Source organism: Salinisphaera sp. LB1 (assembly GCF_003177035.1).
Taxonomy (GTDB): Bacteria; Pseudomonadota; Gammaproteobacteria; order Nevskiales; family Salinisphaeraceae; genus Salinisphaera.
In genome coordinates this window covers 582,464-598,538 of sequence record NZ_CP029488.1, presented here as the reverse complement: position 1 = coordinate 598,538, position 16,075 = coordinate 582,464, and the positions used below count along the sequence as shown (strand labels likewise).

13 protein-coding genes, 1 tRNA gene and 2 pseudogenes are annotated in these 16,075 nt (G+C 63.2%); 6 read left to right on the top strand and 10 right to left on the bottom strand.

Annotation, left to right across the window (positions count from 1 at the left end):
- Positions 1-457: 457 nt before the first annotated feature.
- Together SALB1_RS02655 and SALB1_RS02650 are read left to right on the top strand one after the other, a co-directional pair.
- The gene (locus tag SALB1_RS02655; protein ID WP_109992455.1) at positions 458-673 is read left to right on the top strand and encodes a hypothetical protein; all 216 of its coding nucleotides are present in this window, start codon (positions 458-460) and stop codon (positions 671-673) included.
- 170 nt (positions 674-843) lie between these two features.
- On the top strand, positions 844-1,218 hold the full coding sequence (locus SALB1_RS02650) for a PilZ domain-containing protein (RefSeq protein WP_109992454.1): 375 nt from the start codon (positions 844-846) through the stop codon (positions 1,216-1,218).
- A 333-nt stretch (positions 1,219-1,551) separates the two neighbouring features.
- Here SALB1_RS02650 and SALB1_RS02645 read toward each other — a convergent pair whose 3' ends face one another.
- Positions 1,552-3,693 carry an EAL domain-containing protein gene (locus SALB1_RS02645; protein WP_109992453.1) on the bottom strand — a complete coding sequence of 714 codons (2,142 nt, stop codon included), beginning with the start codon at positions 3,691-3,693 and terminating at the stop codon, positions 1,552-1,554.
- 629 nt (positions 3,694-4,322) lie between these two features.
- On the opposite strand from SALB1_RS02645, the pseudogene SALB1_RS19805 reads away from it, so the two are divergent.
- Positions 4,323-4,717 (top strand): annotated as a pseudogene (locus SALB1_RS19805) (DUF932 domain-containing protein); the annotation flags it as partial.
- Between the two features lie 4 nt (positions 4,718-4,721).
- On the opposite strand, the pseudogene SALB1_RS19800 reads toward SALB1_RS19805, so the two are convergent.
- The 6 genes and pseudogenes from SALB1_RS19800 to rpsU form a co-directional block, all read right to left on the bottom strand.
- Positions 4,722-4,984 (bottom strand): annotated as a pseudogene (locus SALB1_RS19800) (hypothetical protein); the annotation flags it as partial.
- 86 nt (positions 4,985-5,070) lie between these two features.
- Positions 5,071-5,146, bottom strand: a tRNA-Ile gene (locus SALB1_RS02635).
- 83 nt (positions 5,147-5,229) lie between these two features.
- The gene (gene rpoD, locus SALB1_RS02630) at positions 5,230-7,113 is read right to left on the bottom strand and encodes an RNA polymerase sigma factor RpoD (RefSeq protein ID WP_109992452.1); all 1,884 of its coding nucleotides are present in this window, start codon (positions 7,111-7,113) and stop codon (positions 5,230-5,232) included.
- Positions 7,114-7,161: 48 nt separating this feature from the next.
- Complete coding sequence (gene dnaG, locus SALB1_RS02625) at positions 7,162-8,940, bottom strand: DNA primase (protein ID WP_109992451.1); 1,779 nt, start codon at positions 8,938-8,940, stop codon at positions 7,162-7,164.
- A 117-nt stretch (positions 8,941-9,057) separates the two neighbouring features.
- Positions 9,058-9,501, bottom strand: coding sequence for a GatB/YqeY domain-containing protein (locus tag SALB1_RS02620; RefSeq protein ID WP_109992450.1), 444 nt, complete (start codon positions 9,499-9,501; stop codon positions 9,058-9,060).
- Between the two features lie 133 nt (positions 9,502-9,634).
- Entirely contained in the window at positions 9,635-9,850 is a 216-nt protein-coding gene (gene rpsU, locus SALB1_RS02615; RefSeq protein ID WP_109992449.1) for a 30S ribosomal protein S21, read from the bottom strand.
- Between the two features lie 79 nt (positions 9,851-9,929).
- On the opposite strand from rpsU, the gene tsaD reads away from it, so the two are divergent.
- The 3 genes from tsaD to folK are packed head-to-tail and all read left to right on the top strand — an operon-like array spanning position 9,930 to position 11,934.
- Complete coding sequence (tsaD, locus tag SALB1_RS02610; protein ID WP_109992448.1) at positions 9,930-11,027, top strand: tRNA (adenosine(37)-N6)-threonylcarbamoyltransferase complex transferase subunit TsaD; 1,098 nt, start codon at positions 9,930-9,932, stop codon at positions 11,025-11,027.
- Positions 11,028-11,084: 57 nt separating this feature from the next.
- Positions 11,085-11,444 (top strand): dihydroneopterin aldolase, encoded by a 360-nt coding sequence (gene folB, locus SALB1_RS02605; RefSeq protein WP_109992447.1) that lies wholly within the window; start codon positions 11,085-11,087, stop codon positions 11,442-11,444.
- Positions 11,437-11,934, top strand: a complete 498-nt coding sequence (gene folK, locus SALB1_RS02600) for a 2-amino-4-hydroxy-6-hydroxymethyldihydropteridine diphosphokinase (RefSeq protein ID WP_109992446.1) — start codon at positions 11,437-11,439, stop codon at positions 11,932-11,934. Before folB ends, folK begins: the two co-directional genes overlap by 8 nt.
- 200 nt (positions 11,935-12,134) lie before the next feature.
- Here folK and SALB1_RS02595 read toward each other — a convergent pair whose 3' ends face one another.
- Genes SALB1_RS02595 through SALB1_RS02585 form a run of 3 tightly spaced genes read right to left on the bottom strand, consistent with a single transcriptional unit; the run spans position 12,135 to position 16,044 of the window.
- Positions 12,135-12,872 (bottom strand): SDR family oxidoreductase, encoded by a 738-nt coding sequence (locus SALB1_RS02595; protein WP_109992445.1) that lies wholly within the window; start codon positions 12,870-12,872, stop codon positions 12,135-12,137.
- Positions 12,869-14,116 carry a multifunctional CCA addition/repair protein gene (locus SALB1_RS02590; protein ID WP_109992444.1) on the bottom strand — a complete coding sequence of 416 codons (1,248 nt, stop codon included), beginning with the start codon at positions 14,114-14,116 and terminating at the stop codon, positions 12,869-12,871. Before SALB1_RS02590 ends, SALB1_RS02595 begins: the two co-directional genes overlap by 4 nt.
- Positions 14,116-16,044, bottom strand: coding sequence for a transglycosylase SLT domain-containing protein (locus SALB1_RS02585; protein WP_109992443.1), 1,929 nt, complete (start codon positions 16,042-16,044; stop codon positions 14,116-14,118). Before SALB1_RS02585 ends, SALB1_RS02590 begins: the two co-directional genes overlap by 1 nt.
- Between the last annotated feature and the right edge of the window lie 31 nt (positions 16,045-16,075).

The window sequence follows — 16,075 nt, the reverse complement described above, 5'->3', positions numbered from 1 at the left end:
ATCGCTGCCACCCCGAAGGGTGGGTCAAAAGCGTTGGCCAGCACTGGGTCAGTTTAGATGGCCATTAACACCACCCTGGATGATGAAAGAAACTGGGTTCGGGAGGCGGCGGCATAGATCACGCAATGGTCTGGCGGCATGCCCCGACTCTAACGTGACCTGCTGAAGCGACTCGTACCCTGGATTGAGCTCTTCGAAGCCGTACGTTAAACAGGCCACCGGCGTGTTAGCGCCGGTAGGCAGATTTGCTTCAGCGTCCGTCGTCTCCCGTTTGCCGAGTATCACAAAAAGGGAACGGCGTGGGACTGACGGCGATTTTTAACCGGGTGATCGGGTTGGATATCCATCAGGCACAGATCACCGCAAGCATGAGGTCGCTATTTTCAGGAAATACGACGTCGAACCCTACGCTCAGAATCCGGGTGAGATCCCCTTTCTCTACCTGGCCGGACACTATATGCAGTCCGGTTCGCCTTTCCAGCCTTCAGCACTCAAAGGACTGTACTGGCAGCAGGTGGCGTACAACATCGCCAACCCCAAGAGCAAGCCCGGCCACACGATTATCGGCATCACCAATCTCTACATCGCCGCCGTGTGTCGGGTCACGAAGGGTCAGCCAAAGGCTGTATGCCAGGCGCCGGGCGTGGAATCGGCGGCTGCGAGCTTGCTATAAGATGGTTGTGGAAAACGGCGTGACGAGTGTGACGCCCGTGGCGCCCTTGATATGAAAGGATTTCAAGTTGTGACGCAGCTAACCGGGCTCTGTGACAAGCGTGACATTTTGATTCAGGCCATCTTTGGCTCTAAAGTGTTGTTTCCGTAGGTCAGCAGGTGCTGCGAGTGATGGAAGCAGTGGGCAGAGAGCGACGCAAAGACGCCAGAAAGGCGCTGCGAGAAGGGGGTCCGGTCGGTGGCGCCTTTTATGTGGAAGACAATAAGAAAGCTTACGAGATCAAATACATACGGGATGTTTCCCTGACCGGGGCCGGCGTACGTGTGATGAAATCGTTCAAGACCGGGGATCAGGTGAATTTCAAGTTCGAATCCCAGGAAAATCTCGTCACGGTGCCCGGTACGGTGATGTGGTGCGAGCGGAACCTGAGTACCCGTTCTTGCAGCGTGGGGCTGAAGTTCGATCCGGCCGACAAGGCCAGTAACATCCTGCTCTTAATGACCCTGCGCAAGCTAATCGACTTTTCCAGCGCTGCCCGCCAGTGACTTTGACCGTCCCGGGGCGGGCGTCCGCATGAACCGACGCTAGCTGGTTTGATCATTGGCGTGTGCGCACGAAATGCTGGTAAATCGTGCGTCCAATTACGCGCTAAATAATTGAAAAATATAGTAAATTCTGAGAGCCGGCATAAGCCATATAATAGTGTTACTCGTCCGACGGTTCGCGCTTTTGTCACGCTGGCAAATAAGGCAGATCGAGTTACGGCAGGTATGTGCCGGTCGAGGAGCTCGGCCTCGGGGACGGTATATTCGCTGTCGCCGACGATCTTGGCTTCATGTGGGGGTGATTATGATTGGCGAATCGAGCGGCTTTCAGAGCTACACGCCATCCAGTTTTTTCGATAGTGCGGCGTGCCAGTGGGGGATGTCGGCCGCGGGCAAGGCGGGGCTGTAGTAGAACCCTTGAGCCGCATCACTGCCCATGCATCGCAGCTCTGCCTCCTGCTCAGCGGTCTCGACGCCTTCGGCGATGATATACAGCCCGATTGTCGAAGCCATTTGAATTAGCCCTTGCACAACATTGCGCTGATGGGCCTCGTCGAGGATCTCGGCTACGAAGCTACGGTCGATCTTGAGTACTCGGAAGGGCAGCCGCGATAAGTAGGACAGGGCAGAAAACCCCGTACCGAAATCGTCGATCGAGAATGTGACACCTAGCCCGTTGAGCTGATCCATGATCCGCTTGGCATTGTCGTAATTGTCGATGAAGCTGGTTTCGGTGAGTTCAAGGTGGATCAGTCCGGGGTCAAGACCCTGTTCGAGGACCTCTTGCTCATACGCCCGGACGAGCTTGGTATCGCGAAACTGTCGCGCCGAGCAATTCACCGCTACCGGCACGGTGGTCCACCCGTTTGCCGACCATGTGTGTAAATCGTGCGCCACACGTCTGAGCATCAGGCGCCCGATCCTGCCAGATAAGCCGACTTCCTCGGCAAGCGGAATAAACGCGCCCGGCATGATGAGACTCCCGTCCGCCTGGGGCCACCGGACGAGTGCCTCCAGCCCGACCAGACGGCCATCGCTCAATGAAATCTGCGGCTGATAATAAGGCTCGAGCTGTTCCTCTGCGATGGCCTGGCGTAGCCTGTCCTCCAACTGGAATCGCTGGCGCATGGCCTCGCTGATTTCTCGATCGTAGAATTCGTAGTCGACCTCTGGGTGCTTATGTGCTCGGTCTCCCGCCAGCGCCACGGCGCGAAGTAGATCGTCCGTGGTATCGGCGTCCTCGGGGTAGCGTGCAATGCCGATACTGGCCGACACGTGGGCTGGATTCAGATCCCCCAGATCGAACGGTGCATCGAAAGCCGACTGCAGTGTCCGGAGGCCGGCTGCAAGGCCGCCGTCGTTGTCCGGGATTTCGAGCTTTACGAGAAAAACGTCGCCGTGGGAACGGGCGATGATGCTGCCCTCCGGAAGTGTGTCATCGAGCCGATCGGCGATCTGGCAAAGGAGTGCGTCCCCGCCTGGCAACCCGTGCTTCTCATTGACTTTGAACATGCCTCGTACGGCCAGTCGGGCAAGCGCGATCTGTTGGCTGTGTTTGTGCGCAGCTTCCAGTGCGCGTTCGATATGCGCTATGAACTCAGCGCGATTGAGCAGGCCCGTCAAGCGGTCGTGATCGGCGAGCCAGGCTGCGTGTGCTTGCGCCTGTTTCTCGCCGGTGATGTCGATGGCGAGGCCGTCCCATACGATCGTACCGTCGCCCAATTGTGTCGGGCGGCTAATGATACGAAGCCAATACTGCTTTCCGCTCGGGGAGTGGAAACGCACCACCAGATCGATTCCCGAGCCCGATCGTGCGGTCGACTGGATAGCGGACTCAAGTAGCTGACGGTCATTGGGCTCCATTAAGTTGAAGACCCGACTCGGATCCTCACGAGCTGCGTCCGGGTCGATGCCGAGTTCATCTACGAGTTGGCCGGCGAGATAGGTATATCGATCGTTTCCGTGGACGTCCCGGATGCGGCGAAAGACCGCGCCGGGAATTGTCATCGACAGCGCATGAGCAGAGTCGAGACCCAATCCATGACCGGGCAAATCCGCTGAATCGCAGCCCGAAAGGTCCCGGACGAAGCTCACGACTGCGACCCTTCCCTCCTCATGGTCATGAATGACCTGAACGAGGTTTTCGCTCGGGAACTCAGAACCATCCTTGCGGCGCATCCGGTAACGACAGTGATACGTGTTGTGCTCAGACTGGAGGAGGGCTTCGCTTTCAAGCGCGAACGACTCGAAGGCCGTATCCGATACATGGAGGCAACGGGTATCGTGTCCCAATAGCTCTTCAGGATTGAAACCGAAGACCCGAGTAACAGCGTCGTTACACGCGAGGATTCGACGTGTATGCCATTCCACCACAAAGACAGGGTTATCACCCAGCACGTGTGCGGCCTCAACAAGCCGCCCCGTAGCGAATGGCTCAGCTGGAAAAAGCTGATTAGTCCGGTTCGACTTTGGCACGTTCCACTCTTCCCCGGTTTTGGGATACAGGGGACTTTATCTTTGCGCTACGGTTCGCGTGCGTATCCCCTTCGTCAACGGTCATTCCATGATCGACAGCTTCGCCGTCGTCACAGTTACTTACAACGGCTGAATACGACACAAGCCCGCTTTCTAGCTTGCCATAGCATGCTCGCCTATACGAATTCGATGCTTTTGGGCCGAGTCGTGAATGCCAATGCAGCAGGCCGTTCAAAAGCGCCGTTACAGACGTGACACTCGTGACATCCGATATATGAAGGGTTTCAAGCCGTGACGCTGGTAACCGAGCTCCGTGGCAGGCGTGGCACCGACGCTCATTCAATAAATCTGCTGGTTATTGGTATAAGAAAAATTCCTATAAATCATGAGGTTAAATAGAATAAGCAAGGCTCAAGATATCGCACGAGAGATCGTCACCAGCGCTGTGATCGCCTTGATGGCAGTATTGGCTCGCACGCTGGCGGAAACCGGCCCCGATAAAGGGCCAACACGACCCCATGACGATCACTAGTACCACAAACCAACGGTCCGCCGCAGCGAACCCATCCCCCCATCAACCCCGGTTACGCTCAGACGTGCCGGGGTTTTTTCATTGCAGGAGTTGATCAATGGCACACGAAGTCGAAACCATGGCGTATATCCATGACGTCCCCTGGCACGGGCTCGGCCGAAGATTGTCCGAGCGGGCACCCCTTGAGGTCTGGTTGAAGGAGGCCGGCATGGACTGGTCGATCCGGGAAGCCGAGGTGATGTATTAGACACCGATCGATGGCCAGGCCCTAACCTTCCGCTCGAACTGCTCTACCGCAGTGATATCCAGGCCCCGCTGCTGGTCGTCTCCCCGCGTTACAAGGTCGTTCAGCCGTATGAAATCCTAGAGTTCTACCGGGACCTGGTCGAAGCGGGTGGCTTTGAGCTCGAAACCGCTGGCGTGTTGAAGGGCGGTAAAAAATTCTGGGCCTTGGCCCGGACGGGTCAGGCAATTCGGCTCAGGGGCGATGACTTCACGCTTTGGCTCGTTCAGCGACTCGGGTACTTTCTTTTTTGGTGGGCATGACATCACGAAGGTAGCGATCGATTGCGCCGCTCAGAGTTAGCCGTTCGGCCGGCGCTCGATTCTGATACGCCCGCGAGCCATCTCGTCTTCGGTGCGGCGTGCCCAATCTTCCGCGTCGCGTTTTGTCTGCCAGGTCTTTGAGCTGGTCGGCCAGTCCTAGCGTCGAGCAACCGCTTTCCAGCGGCCGGCAGCGGTTTTAACGAGGGTCACCATTAAGCGCCCTGTGCATCACGAGTGTCCCCATAATGTACCTTTGAGCATTAGCGCGAACCAGGCGGATCCCTAAGTTGCTGATTTAATGGTGGGCCCGGTCAGATTCGAACTGACGACCAAGGGATTATGAGTCCCCTGCTCTAACCGCTGAGCTACAGGCCCCCAAATGAAAGCGCCGGACGCGTTGCACGCCCGGCGCGGAACTATAGCTTGGCGGCGGCGGGCCCGCCAAGCATTCGGCGGGCCTATTCGTCGAGGAAGCTCTTGAGGAAGGTCGCCCGCGAGGGGTGGCGCAGTTTGCGCAGGGCCTTGGCTTCAATCTGGCGGATGCGCTCGCGGGTGACATCGAACTGTTTGCCGACTTCCTCGAGGGTGTGGTCGGTGTTCATGTCGATGCCGAAGCGCATGCGCAGCACCTTGGCCTCGCGCGGGGTGAGGCTGGCCAGGGTGTTGTGCGTGGCTTCGCGCAGCGATTCGCCCGAGGCGGAATCGTCCGGGGCGACGGCGTTGATGTCCTCGATGAAGTCGCCGAGATGCGAATCCTCATCGTCGCCGATGGGCGTCTCCATGGAGATCGGTTCCTTGGCGATCTTGAGGACCTTGCGCACTTTTTCTTCCGGCATTTCCATGCGCTCGGCCAGTTCCTCGGGCGTGGGCTCGCGGCCCATTTCCTGCAGCATCTGGCGGCTGATGCGGTTGAGTTTGTTGATCGTTTCGATCATGTGCACCGGAATACGGATGGTGCGCGCCTGGTCGGCGATCGAGCGGGTGATGGCCTGGCGAATCCACCAGGTCGCATAGGTCGAGAACTTGTAACCGCGGCGATATTCGAACTTGTCGACCGCCTTCATCAGGCCGATGTTGCCTTCCTGGATCAGGTCGAGGAACTGCAGCCCGCGATTGGTGTATTTCTTGGCGATGGAGATCACGAGACGCAGGTTGGCCTCGACCATTTCCTTCTTGGCGCGCCGGGCTTTGGCCTCGCCAATCGACATCTTGCGGTTGATTTCCTTGATGTGATTGACGTCGAGCGACGATTCGGCCTCGATCTCGCGCACGCGATTCATGTGGCGCACAAGTTCTTCGCGCCGGCTGGCGATGGTCGAGGAATAACGACGCTTGGCGCGGATCAGTTTTTCCAGCCAGTCTTCGTTGGTGATGTTGTCGGGCAGCTGACGCACGAAGTCGCGCCGCGGCATGCCGGCCTCGGTGACGCAGATGCGCAGCATGTCGCGCTCGGCCGAGCGGATGTCAATCATGGCCGTGCGCAACTGCAGCGTGAGGTCGTCAGCGGTCTTGGGCACCAGCTTGAAGCGCATGAAGTGCGTGGCCAGGGCCGACAGGGCGGCCTCGGTTTCGGCGTGTTCGCGACCGTTGGCCTCCAGCGAGGCGACGGCGGCGTCGTGCAGGCGACGCAGCTCGGCGAACTGGGCCTTGGCTTCCTCCGGGTCCGGGCCGTCGTTGGCCGGCGCGGAGCTTTCCTCTTCTTCGTCGTCGTCGCCTGCCGAGTCGGTAGCCTCGGCGTTGTCGTTGCCGCTGTCCACGGGGTCGCCGGTGTCGGGGTCGACGAAGCCGGCCAGCACGTCGGTCAGGCGCTTGTCTTCGGCGACGACCTGATCCCACAACTCAAGTAGGCGTCCGGTGGTGGCCGGGAAATAGGCCAGCGCGAACATCATCTCCGACAGGCCTTCCTCGATCCGCTTGGCGATGCGGATTTCGCCTTCGCGGTCGAGCAGTTCCACGGAGCCCATTTCGCGCATGTACATGCGCACGGGGTCGGTGGTTCGGCCGAACTGCGGATCGAGTGCGGCTAGCGTCGCGGCGGCTTCCTCGGCGTCGTCGTCATCGTCATCGTTGACGGTGTTGCCGGCGATGACCAGATCGTCTTCATCCGGCGCCTGTTCGTGCACCGTGATGCCCATGTCGCTGATCATGTTGACGATATCTTCGATCTGCTCGGGATCGACAATATCGTCCGGCAAGGTATCGTTGACCTCGGCGTAGGTCAGATAACCTTTCTGTTTGCCGTGGGCGATCAGTAGCCGAAGCTGGGATTTCTTGTCTTTGCTCATGTGACTCGCTGCGTGTTGGGCTCGTGGGGCAAGGCGCACTCGGCGATAACCGACCATTATAGCATCGCGGCCGGGCCGAATCGATTCGATACGGCGCGTGCGGCCTCAGGACGGGGTCTGAGATCGACCTTGCAGTTGGCTCAAGACTTCCTTCAACTCCTTTGCGGCCGCTGCATCGAGCGGCCCGCGTTCCTGTTGTGCGACCAGTGCGTTGTAGCGTTGTCGCAGACTCGCGCGGGAGCGGCTATGTTGCTGCAGCCGCGCGACCACATCGACGAATTCGCCAGCGCGCTGTTCTTCGTCGCCCGGCGGATTGGCCGCGGCCAGCCGCTGCAGGCGATCGAAAAACCGATGTTCGCGGTGATGTTCAAGCCATTGCGCAACGGATACATTTGGGTTGCTTGCGAAAAAGTCAATCGCTTCGGCCAAAATTTGCGCGCCGGGATTGTCGTTGTCACGCAATCCGTCGGTGGTTTCGATGCGCCCGGCTAGGCTCGGGTCGGCCAGTAACAGCATGAAACCGCGGGTCACGGGTGGCAGCTCGGCGCTGTAGGCGTTTTTTTTCGATTCCGTACCGTGCGCGACGTTGCCGGCGCGCGGGGCCGGCTGATTCGCGGCGTAGAGCTCACGAATGTCATCCGCCGGCAGGCCGGACAGGCGGCTGATCTCGGCCACCATTTCGGCGCGAAAGGCATCGGGCGGCAGGGTGTTGATCGGCGCCCGAGCACGCTCGACCAGCTGGGCGCGACCATCGGGCGTGGCCAGGTCCAGGCCCTCCCGGAGTTCGCCCAGCAATACCTCCGAGGCCGGTCGGGCGGATTCGATCGCCGCGGCCATGGCCTCGCGGCCGCCTTCGCCGCGCACGAGGCTGTCCGGATCCTCGCCCTCGGGCAGGAACAGAAAACGTACGCGCCGTGCGCCGCGCATCACGGCCAGGCTATGTTCCATCGCTTTCCTCGCGGCGCGAACGCCGGCGGCATCGCCGTCGAAACAGAAAACCACTTCCTCGGTATGTCGAAACAGCGTGGTTAGATGCGATGCGGTGGTGGCCGTGCCCAGCGTGGCCACCGCGTTGGGAAAGCCGTGCTGGGCGAGGGCGATGACGTCCATATAGCCTTCGACCACGAGCAGGCGGTCGAGCTGGCGCAGGGCCTGGCGGGCCTCGTACAGCCCGTACATGTGGTCGGATTTGTGGAACAGCGGGGTTTCGGGCGAGTTCAGATATTTGGCGCTGTCGTCGCCGAGTGTGCGCCCGCCGAAGGCAATGGTGCGCCCGCGTGTATCGCGAATCGGAAACATCAGGCGATTGCGAAAGCGGTCGAAGTAACCGCCGGAGTCGCGCTCGATCAACAGGCCCGCCTGGGCGGCGGCGGCCTTGTTGGGCAGGCGGCGCGTGAGGTCGTCCCAGGCGTCGGCGGCAAAGCCGAGACCGTATATCTTGGCCATTTCGCCGGATACGCCGCGGTTTTTCAGATAATCGATCACACCCGGATTACGGCGCAGCGCCGCCTGATAATGGCGGTCGGCCTGGCGCATGGCGTCGAGCAACGGCTCGCGCGGCGGCCCGCTGGGCGCCGATGCGGTCGCCTCCTCGGGGATTTCCATGCCGGCGGCATCGGCGAGCACTTCCACCGCGTCGCGAAATTCCAGGCGATCGTATTCCATCAGGAAGCTGATCGCCGTACCGTGCGCGCCGCAACCAAAGCAATGATAGAACTGCTTGACGGGCGAGACGGTGAACGAGGGGGTCTTTTCGTCGTGAAACGGGCAGCAGGCGGTGTATTCGCGCCCGGCCTTCTTCAGTGAAACACGCGTGTCGATCAGCGAGACGATATCCGTGCGTTCGAGCAGCTGATCAATGAAGTGCTGGGGGATGCGCGCCATGAAGCCATTCTAAACGACGGATAGGCCGCTGCGCGCCGTGGCGCGGCGGTTCAGGCCAATCGGGTAGCCGGCCTGCCGGGCCTTGCCGGACGGCCCGCGTGAGCCCGGCTGCGCGGGCTACTGCAGTTTGGCCTTCAGCCGCTGGCTGACCACCGACATATCGGCCTGACCCGCCAGTTCGCCCTTGAGCTGGCCCATGACCCGGCCCATGTCCTGCATGGATGCCGCGCCGGTATCGGCGATGGCGCGATCGACGGCGGCATCGATTTCCGTTTCGGACAGCTGGGCGGGCAGGTAGTGCTCGAGCACCGAGATCTCGGCGGCCTCGGCGTCGGCCAGTTCGTCGCGGTTCGCGTCGCGATACTGCGATTCAGCGTCACGGCGCTGCTTGACCATCTTTTCGATCACCGCGAGCACATCGGCGTCTTCGAGCGTGGTGCCGTTATCGATTTCGCGCTGCTTGATCGCGGCGCTGACCATGCGGATGACCGACAGGCGTTCCTTGTCGCGGGTCCGCATGGCCGATTTCATGTCCTCGGACAACTGATCCTTGATGTTCACGTTCGAACTCCCTGACACGAGTGATGAAATACGCACGAGATACCGACACAAAAACAGCGGCCCTGGGGCCGCTGCAATCATCGATTCAAATCGATTGCCGCAATCGATTCGTGAATCGATGCGACGGCCAGGATCAATACTGGCGCGTAAAGCGCTGCTGTTCCCGCTGTATGCGCTTGGCGTGGCGCTTGACGGCGGCCGCGCGCTTGCGCTTGCGAGTCTGGCAGGGCTTTTCGAAGAACTCGCGACGGCGTACTTCGGTCACGACGCCGGCTTTTTCGCAACTGCGCTTGAAACGACGCAGTGCGACTTCAAACGGCTCGTTCTCTTTGACGCGTACGCTAGGCATTGAGCATCACTCTCCGGGAAATCTGATGTATAACTTTCGTGCCGGTGACCGAGTTGGAACGACCGGCTAGAATAGGACGATGAATAATACGCCCGAGCGCGCCGCTTTGCAACGCCCCTTCGCGATCCTTGGCATCGAGAGTTCCTGCGACGAATCCGCCGCTGCCATCTACAGTGAGGCCGGCCTGCAGGCGCATGCGCTGCACAGCCAGGTGGCGCTGCACGCCGACTACGGCGGCGTGGTGCCGGAGCTGGCGTCGCGCGATCATATCCGCAAGCTGCTGCCGCTGATCGAGCGCGTTCGGGCGGATGCCGGCAACCCCGAGTTGTCCGGTATCGCCTATACCCGCGGGCCCGGTCTGATGGGCGCCTTGCTGGTCGGCGCCTCGGTGGCAGCCGGGCTCGGCATGAGTCTGGGGTTGCCGGTGCTCGGCGTGCATCACATGGAAGGCCATCTGCTGTCGCCATTGCTGGAAGAGCCGGCGCCCGCATTCCCGTACGTTGCTTTGCTGGTCTCGGGCGGGCATACGCTGCTGGTGGCGGTCGAGGGCCTGGGCCGTTACCGATTGCTCGGGCGCAGCGTGGATGATGCGGTCGGCGAGGCCTTCGACAAGAGCGCCAAGATGCTGGGACTCGGTTATCCCGGCGGGCCAGCGCTGGCGGCACTGGCGGCCGAGGGCGATCCGGCCGCCCACGCTTTCCCGCGCCCGATGCTCAAGCGGCCCGGGCTGGATTTCTCTTTTTCCGGGCTCAAGACGGCGGTGATGCTGGCGGTCAAGGCGGCCGAGGCCTCGCGCCCGGCCCATGCCGACATCGCCGCCAGTTTTCAGCAGGCGGTGGTCGATACGCTGGTCGCGAAATGCGCGCGCGCCATCCAGCAGACGGGGATGCGCCGGCTGGTCGTCGCCGGCGGTGTCGGGGCCAACGCCGCACTGCGTGCCGGGCTGGGTGAACGGGCGGCCGGCGACGGCTTCGCGCTGCATTTCCCGCGTCAGGCGTTCTGTACCGACAACGCCGCCATGATCGCGCTGACCGGCTATCTGCGCCGTGGCGAGTTCCGGCCCGGCATCGCGCCGGCCGCGGCGGTGGCCCGCTGGCCGTTGGCGGATCTCGCGCCGCCGCGTGCGTCAGCCGGGCCGCTGGCCGCAACAGACACCGTGCGCGTCGGCTCAGTGTAATTCCGCGGGGTTTGGTTTTGATAAGCTGCGCCTCGCCGCAACGGGCTGGGAGCATGCGTGGATACGATCTTCATCGATCAGTTGGCCATCGATACCGTCATCGGACTGTATGACTGGGAGCGCCGGATCCGGCAACGGGTGATCGTCGACCTGGAGATGGATTTCGACATTCGCCAGGCCGCCGCCACCGATGACGTGGACAAGACGCTCGACTACAAGGCCGTCGCCAAGCGTGTGATCGCCTTCGTTGAGGCGAGCGAGTTCGACCTGGTCGAGACGCTGTCGGAAGGTATTGCGGCGCTCATTCTCGACGAGTTCCCGGTCGCGCGCGTCACACTCCGGCTCGACAAGCCACATGCCCTGCGCGGAGCCAAGGGTGTCGGCATCCGGATCACGCGGGGGCACGGAGATGACTGAAGTGGTGGTCGGCGTGGGTTCCAATATCGAACCCGAGCGGCATGTGCGTGCCGCGCTCGGTCGGCTGGCCGAGCGCTTCGGCGCGATCGATGTCTCGCCGATCTACACTTGCCCGGCCGTCGGTTTTTCCGGCGCGGATTTCGTGAATCTGGTGGTGGCGTTCGACACCGGCGAGTCGATCGGAGCAGTCCAGGCCGGGCTGCGCGCCATCGAGGCCGACGGCGGACGCGATCTCGCTGTACGCGATGGTTCGCGAACGCTGGATCTCGACATGCTGCTGTTTGGCGACATCGTGTTCGACAATGGCGATATTCGGGTGCCCCGGGCCGATATTCTCGATTATGCCTTCGTCCTGCGCCCGCTCGCCGAGATTCGCCCGCAAGCCCGGCATCCGATCGATGGCCGAAGCTATCGCGAGCTCTGGGCGGCCTTCGATCGACCGGGCCAGCCGTTGACCGAGATCACGCTCGACGCGCCGCGCGCCCCGTAGGGTTCGTCAAAGACATTCGCGGTCTGAGGCAGGCTTTAGGCGACCGGCTTGCGTGACGCGCGTCCTGACCGGCGGCCTACGGGCACCGTGGCGCGTTTTTCGTCGCGCCAGACCATCGCCCGGCACAACACGGGAACCGACACGCCTCGGGCTTGCCCCGTCGCGGTGGCTGCCGGCCGGGTGAGCGGTCGCGATCGCGGCTATCGTCCCAATCGCCGCCCGCCGTCCACCGCGACCATGGCCCCGGTCTGGTAGTCGTTGTCCAGGACGGCGCGCACGGCGCGATAGATGTCTTCCGGCGCGCCGGTGCGACCGAGCGGTGTGCTGTCGAGCACCTGGGCGCGCTGCTCGGCATCGGCCCAATCCTCGAAGGTGATCGGCCCGGGCTGGATGACATTGACCTTCACCTCCGGCGCCAGCCGCTTGGCAAAGGCAATCGCCAGATTCTGCAGACCCGCCTTGGTGGCGCAGTAAATATCGTACGGCGGCGCCGGGTTGTCGGCATAGATATCGGTGATGTGCACGATGTCGCCGGCGCCCTCGGCCGCCCGAACACGATCGGCCAGCCGGGTGTTGAGCAGATAGGGCGCGCGCATGTGCACCTCGAAGAACGCCTGGAACTGTGCGGACGCCGCCTCGGCATCGTCGTCAGTCGGCGAGAACGCCGAGGCGTTGTGGATGAGGGCGCGAATACGCGATGCACGCCCGGCGATCGCGTCCGCCACGGCCAGAATCGAATCGGTGTCGGCGAAATCGCCCTGAATCGGGAGCGCGCCGCGATCGGCCAGATCCGCGATCGCCTGCGTGGGGGTTCGATATTGCGCGATCACGGCGAAACCGTCATCGAGAAAACGATGCGCCAGGTGCGTGCCCACGTTGCGATTGGCCCCGGTGACGACGACCGGGGCCGTTTCGACAACGGATTGCGGGTCGGTCATGGTTGCGCTCCTGCGTCGGTCGGGGCAGTGGTGAGTGCGGCCGCGATCGCGCGGATGCGTTCCTGGCGCAGAACCCGGCCGATCTCCGGGCCCTTGAGGCCGCGTGCGGCCAGCGCGGCGCCATCGATGCCCGCGGCCGCCGCCCGCGCGGCCCGGATCCGATCGGCCTGCGGATAGGCGCGATCCTCGTAGCCGAGCCGGCCGCGCACGTCCGCGGTGCATGCCGCGATCAGATCCTCGAGCCGGTCGGGGCGACGGAAGGCATCCATCGCTTCGAGCAGCTTGAGCACCGTGCCCGGCCGAAGTTCGTCGATGCGATGCAGGTGGGTGTGCCAGCGTGTGATCAACCGGGCGGTCTCGCGCAGGCGCTTGGGTACGCCGAGGCGCGCGCTGGCCGCGTCGGTGGGCACGACCCCGCGCTCCTCATGGCCGCGGTGGCCCGGCAGGAACGCGGCCGGCGTGCTGGCCTTGCCGAAGTCGTGACAGATCGCGGCATAGCGCGCCGCGAGGCTGGCTTCGGTCCGCGCGCACTGGGCCAGGACCAGCAGGGTGTGCACGCCGCTGTCGATCTCGGGGTGGTATTGCACCGGCTGCGGCACGCCGAACAGTGCATCCAGTTCCGGCAGTACGACGGCCAGGGCGCCGGTCGCGCGCAGCAGGTGGAAGAAAAGCTGGGGTTCGGCGCCCATCAGTGCGCGCTCCATCTCCGCCCAGACCCGCTCGGGCACCAGATGATCGATTTCGCCGGCGGCAACCATCTCGCGTGCCAGCGTCATGGTCTCCGCGGCCACCGTGAAGCCCAGCGGCGCGAAACGGGCGTAGTAGCGCGCCAGCCGCAATAGCCGCACCGGGTCCTCGGCAAAGGCGTCGGAGACATGCCGCAGCACGCGGGCCTCGATATCGGCCCGGCCGCCGTAGGGGTCGATCAGCGTGCCGTCGTCGGCGCGGGCCATGGCGTTGATGGTCAGGTCGCGCCGGGCGAGATCGGCCTCCAGCGTGACGTCGGCACCGGTATGAAACACGAAACCGTGATAGCCGCGTCCGGACTTGCGTTCAGTACGTGCCAGCGCGTGTTCCTCGCGCGTATCCGGGTGCAGGAAGACCGGAAAATCGCGGCCGACCGGCGTATAGCCGGCGGCGGTCATCTCTTCCGGCGTGGCGCCCACCACGACCCAGTCGCGATCGGAGCTCGCCAGCCCGAGAAATGCGTCGCGTACGGCGCCGCCGACCAGATAGCGCTGCATCAGAATGTCGTCTGGGTGTCGTCGGGATAGCTCGGTTTCACATCGTCGATGCGTTTGTCGAGCGGGACGACGGATTCGGACAGACGATGCTGGAAGACGGTCATGTGCGACATGGCCCGCTGTACGTAATGCCGGGTTTCCGTGTACGGGATATTGGCGATCCAGATATCGGCCGGCATGTCGGTGTCGGGCAACCAATGCACGATCTTGCGCGGGCCGGCGTTGTAGCTGGCCGTGGCCAGGGCGATGTTGCCCGACCAGTCGGCCAGCATGTCATGCAGATAGCGCGCGCCGAGGCTGAGGTTGGTGGCCGGGTCGTTGAGGTCGTGCGTCGACGGCGCGGCCCGGCCCATGGCCCGGGCGAGGTGGTCGGCCGTGCCGGGCATGAGCTGCATCAGGCCGCGCGCGCCGACCGGCGAGCGCACGGTCGGCTGGAACAGGGATTCGGTGCGCATTATGGCGAATACGTACGCCGGATCCAGCCCGTTGTTGTGCGCGGCGCGGCGCACGTCGGTCGCGAACGGCGTCGGATAGCGGATATCGAGGTCGTCCCAGTAGCCGGCCTTGGCCAGCGTGGTGATCGCCCGGGCGTACCACTGCCACTGATAGGCTAGCTTCGCGGCCTGGGCGAGTTCGGCCGAATTCAGGTTCGCGGTCAGGTGCTGCCATTCCAGATAGGCATCGTGGGTCATGCCGAGTTCGTGCAGCTCGTGGGCGCGCGCGAGCGCCGGATGGGCCTCGACGCGGGCCAGCGCCGCCGCGTTGTCCGGCACGGGCTGCGCGTTGAAGCTGTAGCCGTGCCCGATCGCATCGGCGGCGAGATAGCCGTGATAGGAGCGATGGGCCGCCAGGCGCCTGTAGATCGCGCGGGCCCGCTGTTTTTGCCCCGTTTTCGCCAGCGCGCGCGCCTTCCAGTATTGCCATTGTTCGTCGCCGGCGGTGTCGGCCGGCAGGCTGTTGATGGCATCGAGCACCAGTGGCCAGCGTTGCTGATAGACCGCCGCGCGGATCTCCCAGCCCAGTGCATGCGCGTCGCCGGCCATGCGGGCATGGTCGATGCGCGCGAACCATAGCAGGGCCTCGGGACGATGATCCTCGGCATACAGCAGCGCGACATAGCGCCGCATCCGGTAGCGCCGGGTGTCGTTCAGCCCGAGCCGGGCGACCAGCGGCTTGATCAGGCCGGACGCGCGGTCGAGGTCGCGCAGGGCCAGTCGCTTGAACGTGTAGACTGCGATATCCGGGTCGAGACCGGCCGGGGCGTCGGCCAGATGCGACGGTGTTTCGGCGACATCCAGCCAGCGATCGATGGTCGGGGTATCGGCGGTCGGCATTTGCCGCGAAAGATAGCGCGCCAGACCGTATTGATCGTTCAGAATTGCCGCGTGGGCGCGTTTGCGGATCACCGGGGCGGTCAACCGGCCGGTATGCTTGAGCCAGGCGAAGACCGGGTTACAGGCCGAGGGCTGGCTCCGGCCGACGGTATACAGGTCGATCGCTTTGCTGGCGGGCGAGCGCCCCAGCGCGATGGCCGCGTGTACTGCCCGGCACTGCGCGCTGGTGCCGTCGGAAGCTCGCGTTTCGTCGATCACCCGCTGCCACCGGTCACGATCGGCGAGGTTGGCGATCCAGGCATGACGTAGCCGCTGCGACGGCGGCAAGTCGGGATGGGCGGCAATGAAGTGCGCGATGCGCGAATCCAGTTCCTTGCCCGGGTTGATGCTCAGCTCGGCCCGGAGCTGGGTGGCTTCAAGATAATCGTAGAGCGGATAGTCGCGCAGATCCGCGACTTCGGCCGATTTCTGGTCCAGGTTGCCGTGACGCGCGGCAGACAGCGCGTCGAGGAATTCGCTGCGCGTGGCGTCGCTGCTAGCGGCGTGGGCGAGCCCGGCACAAGCGAGGCCGGCGGCGATCAAGAGCGCGCGCATGGCGGATCGGAGTCGGCGGATGATCGGGCGA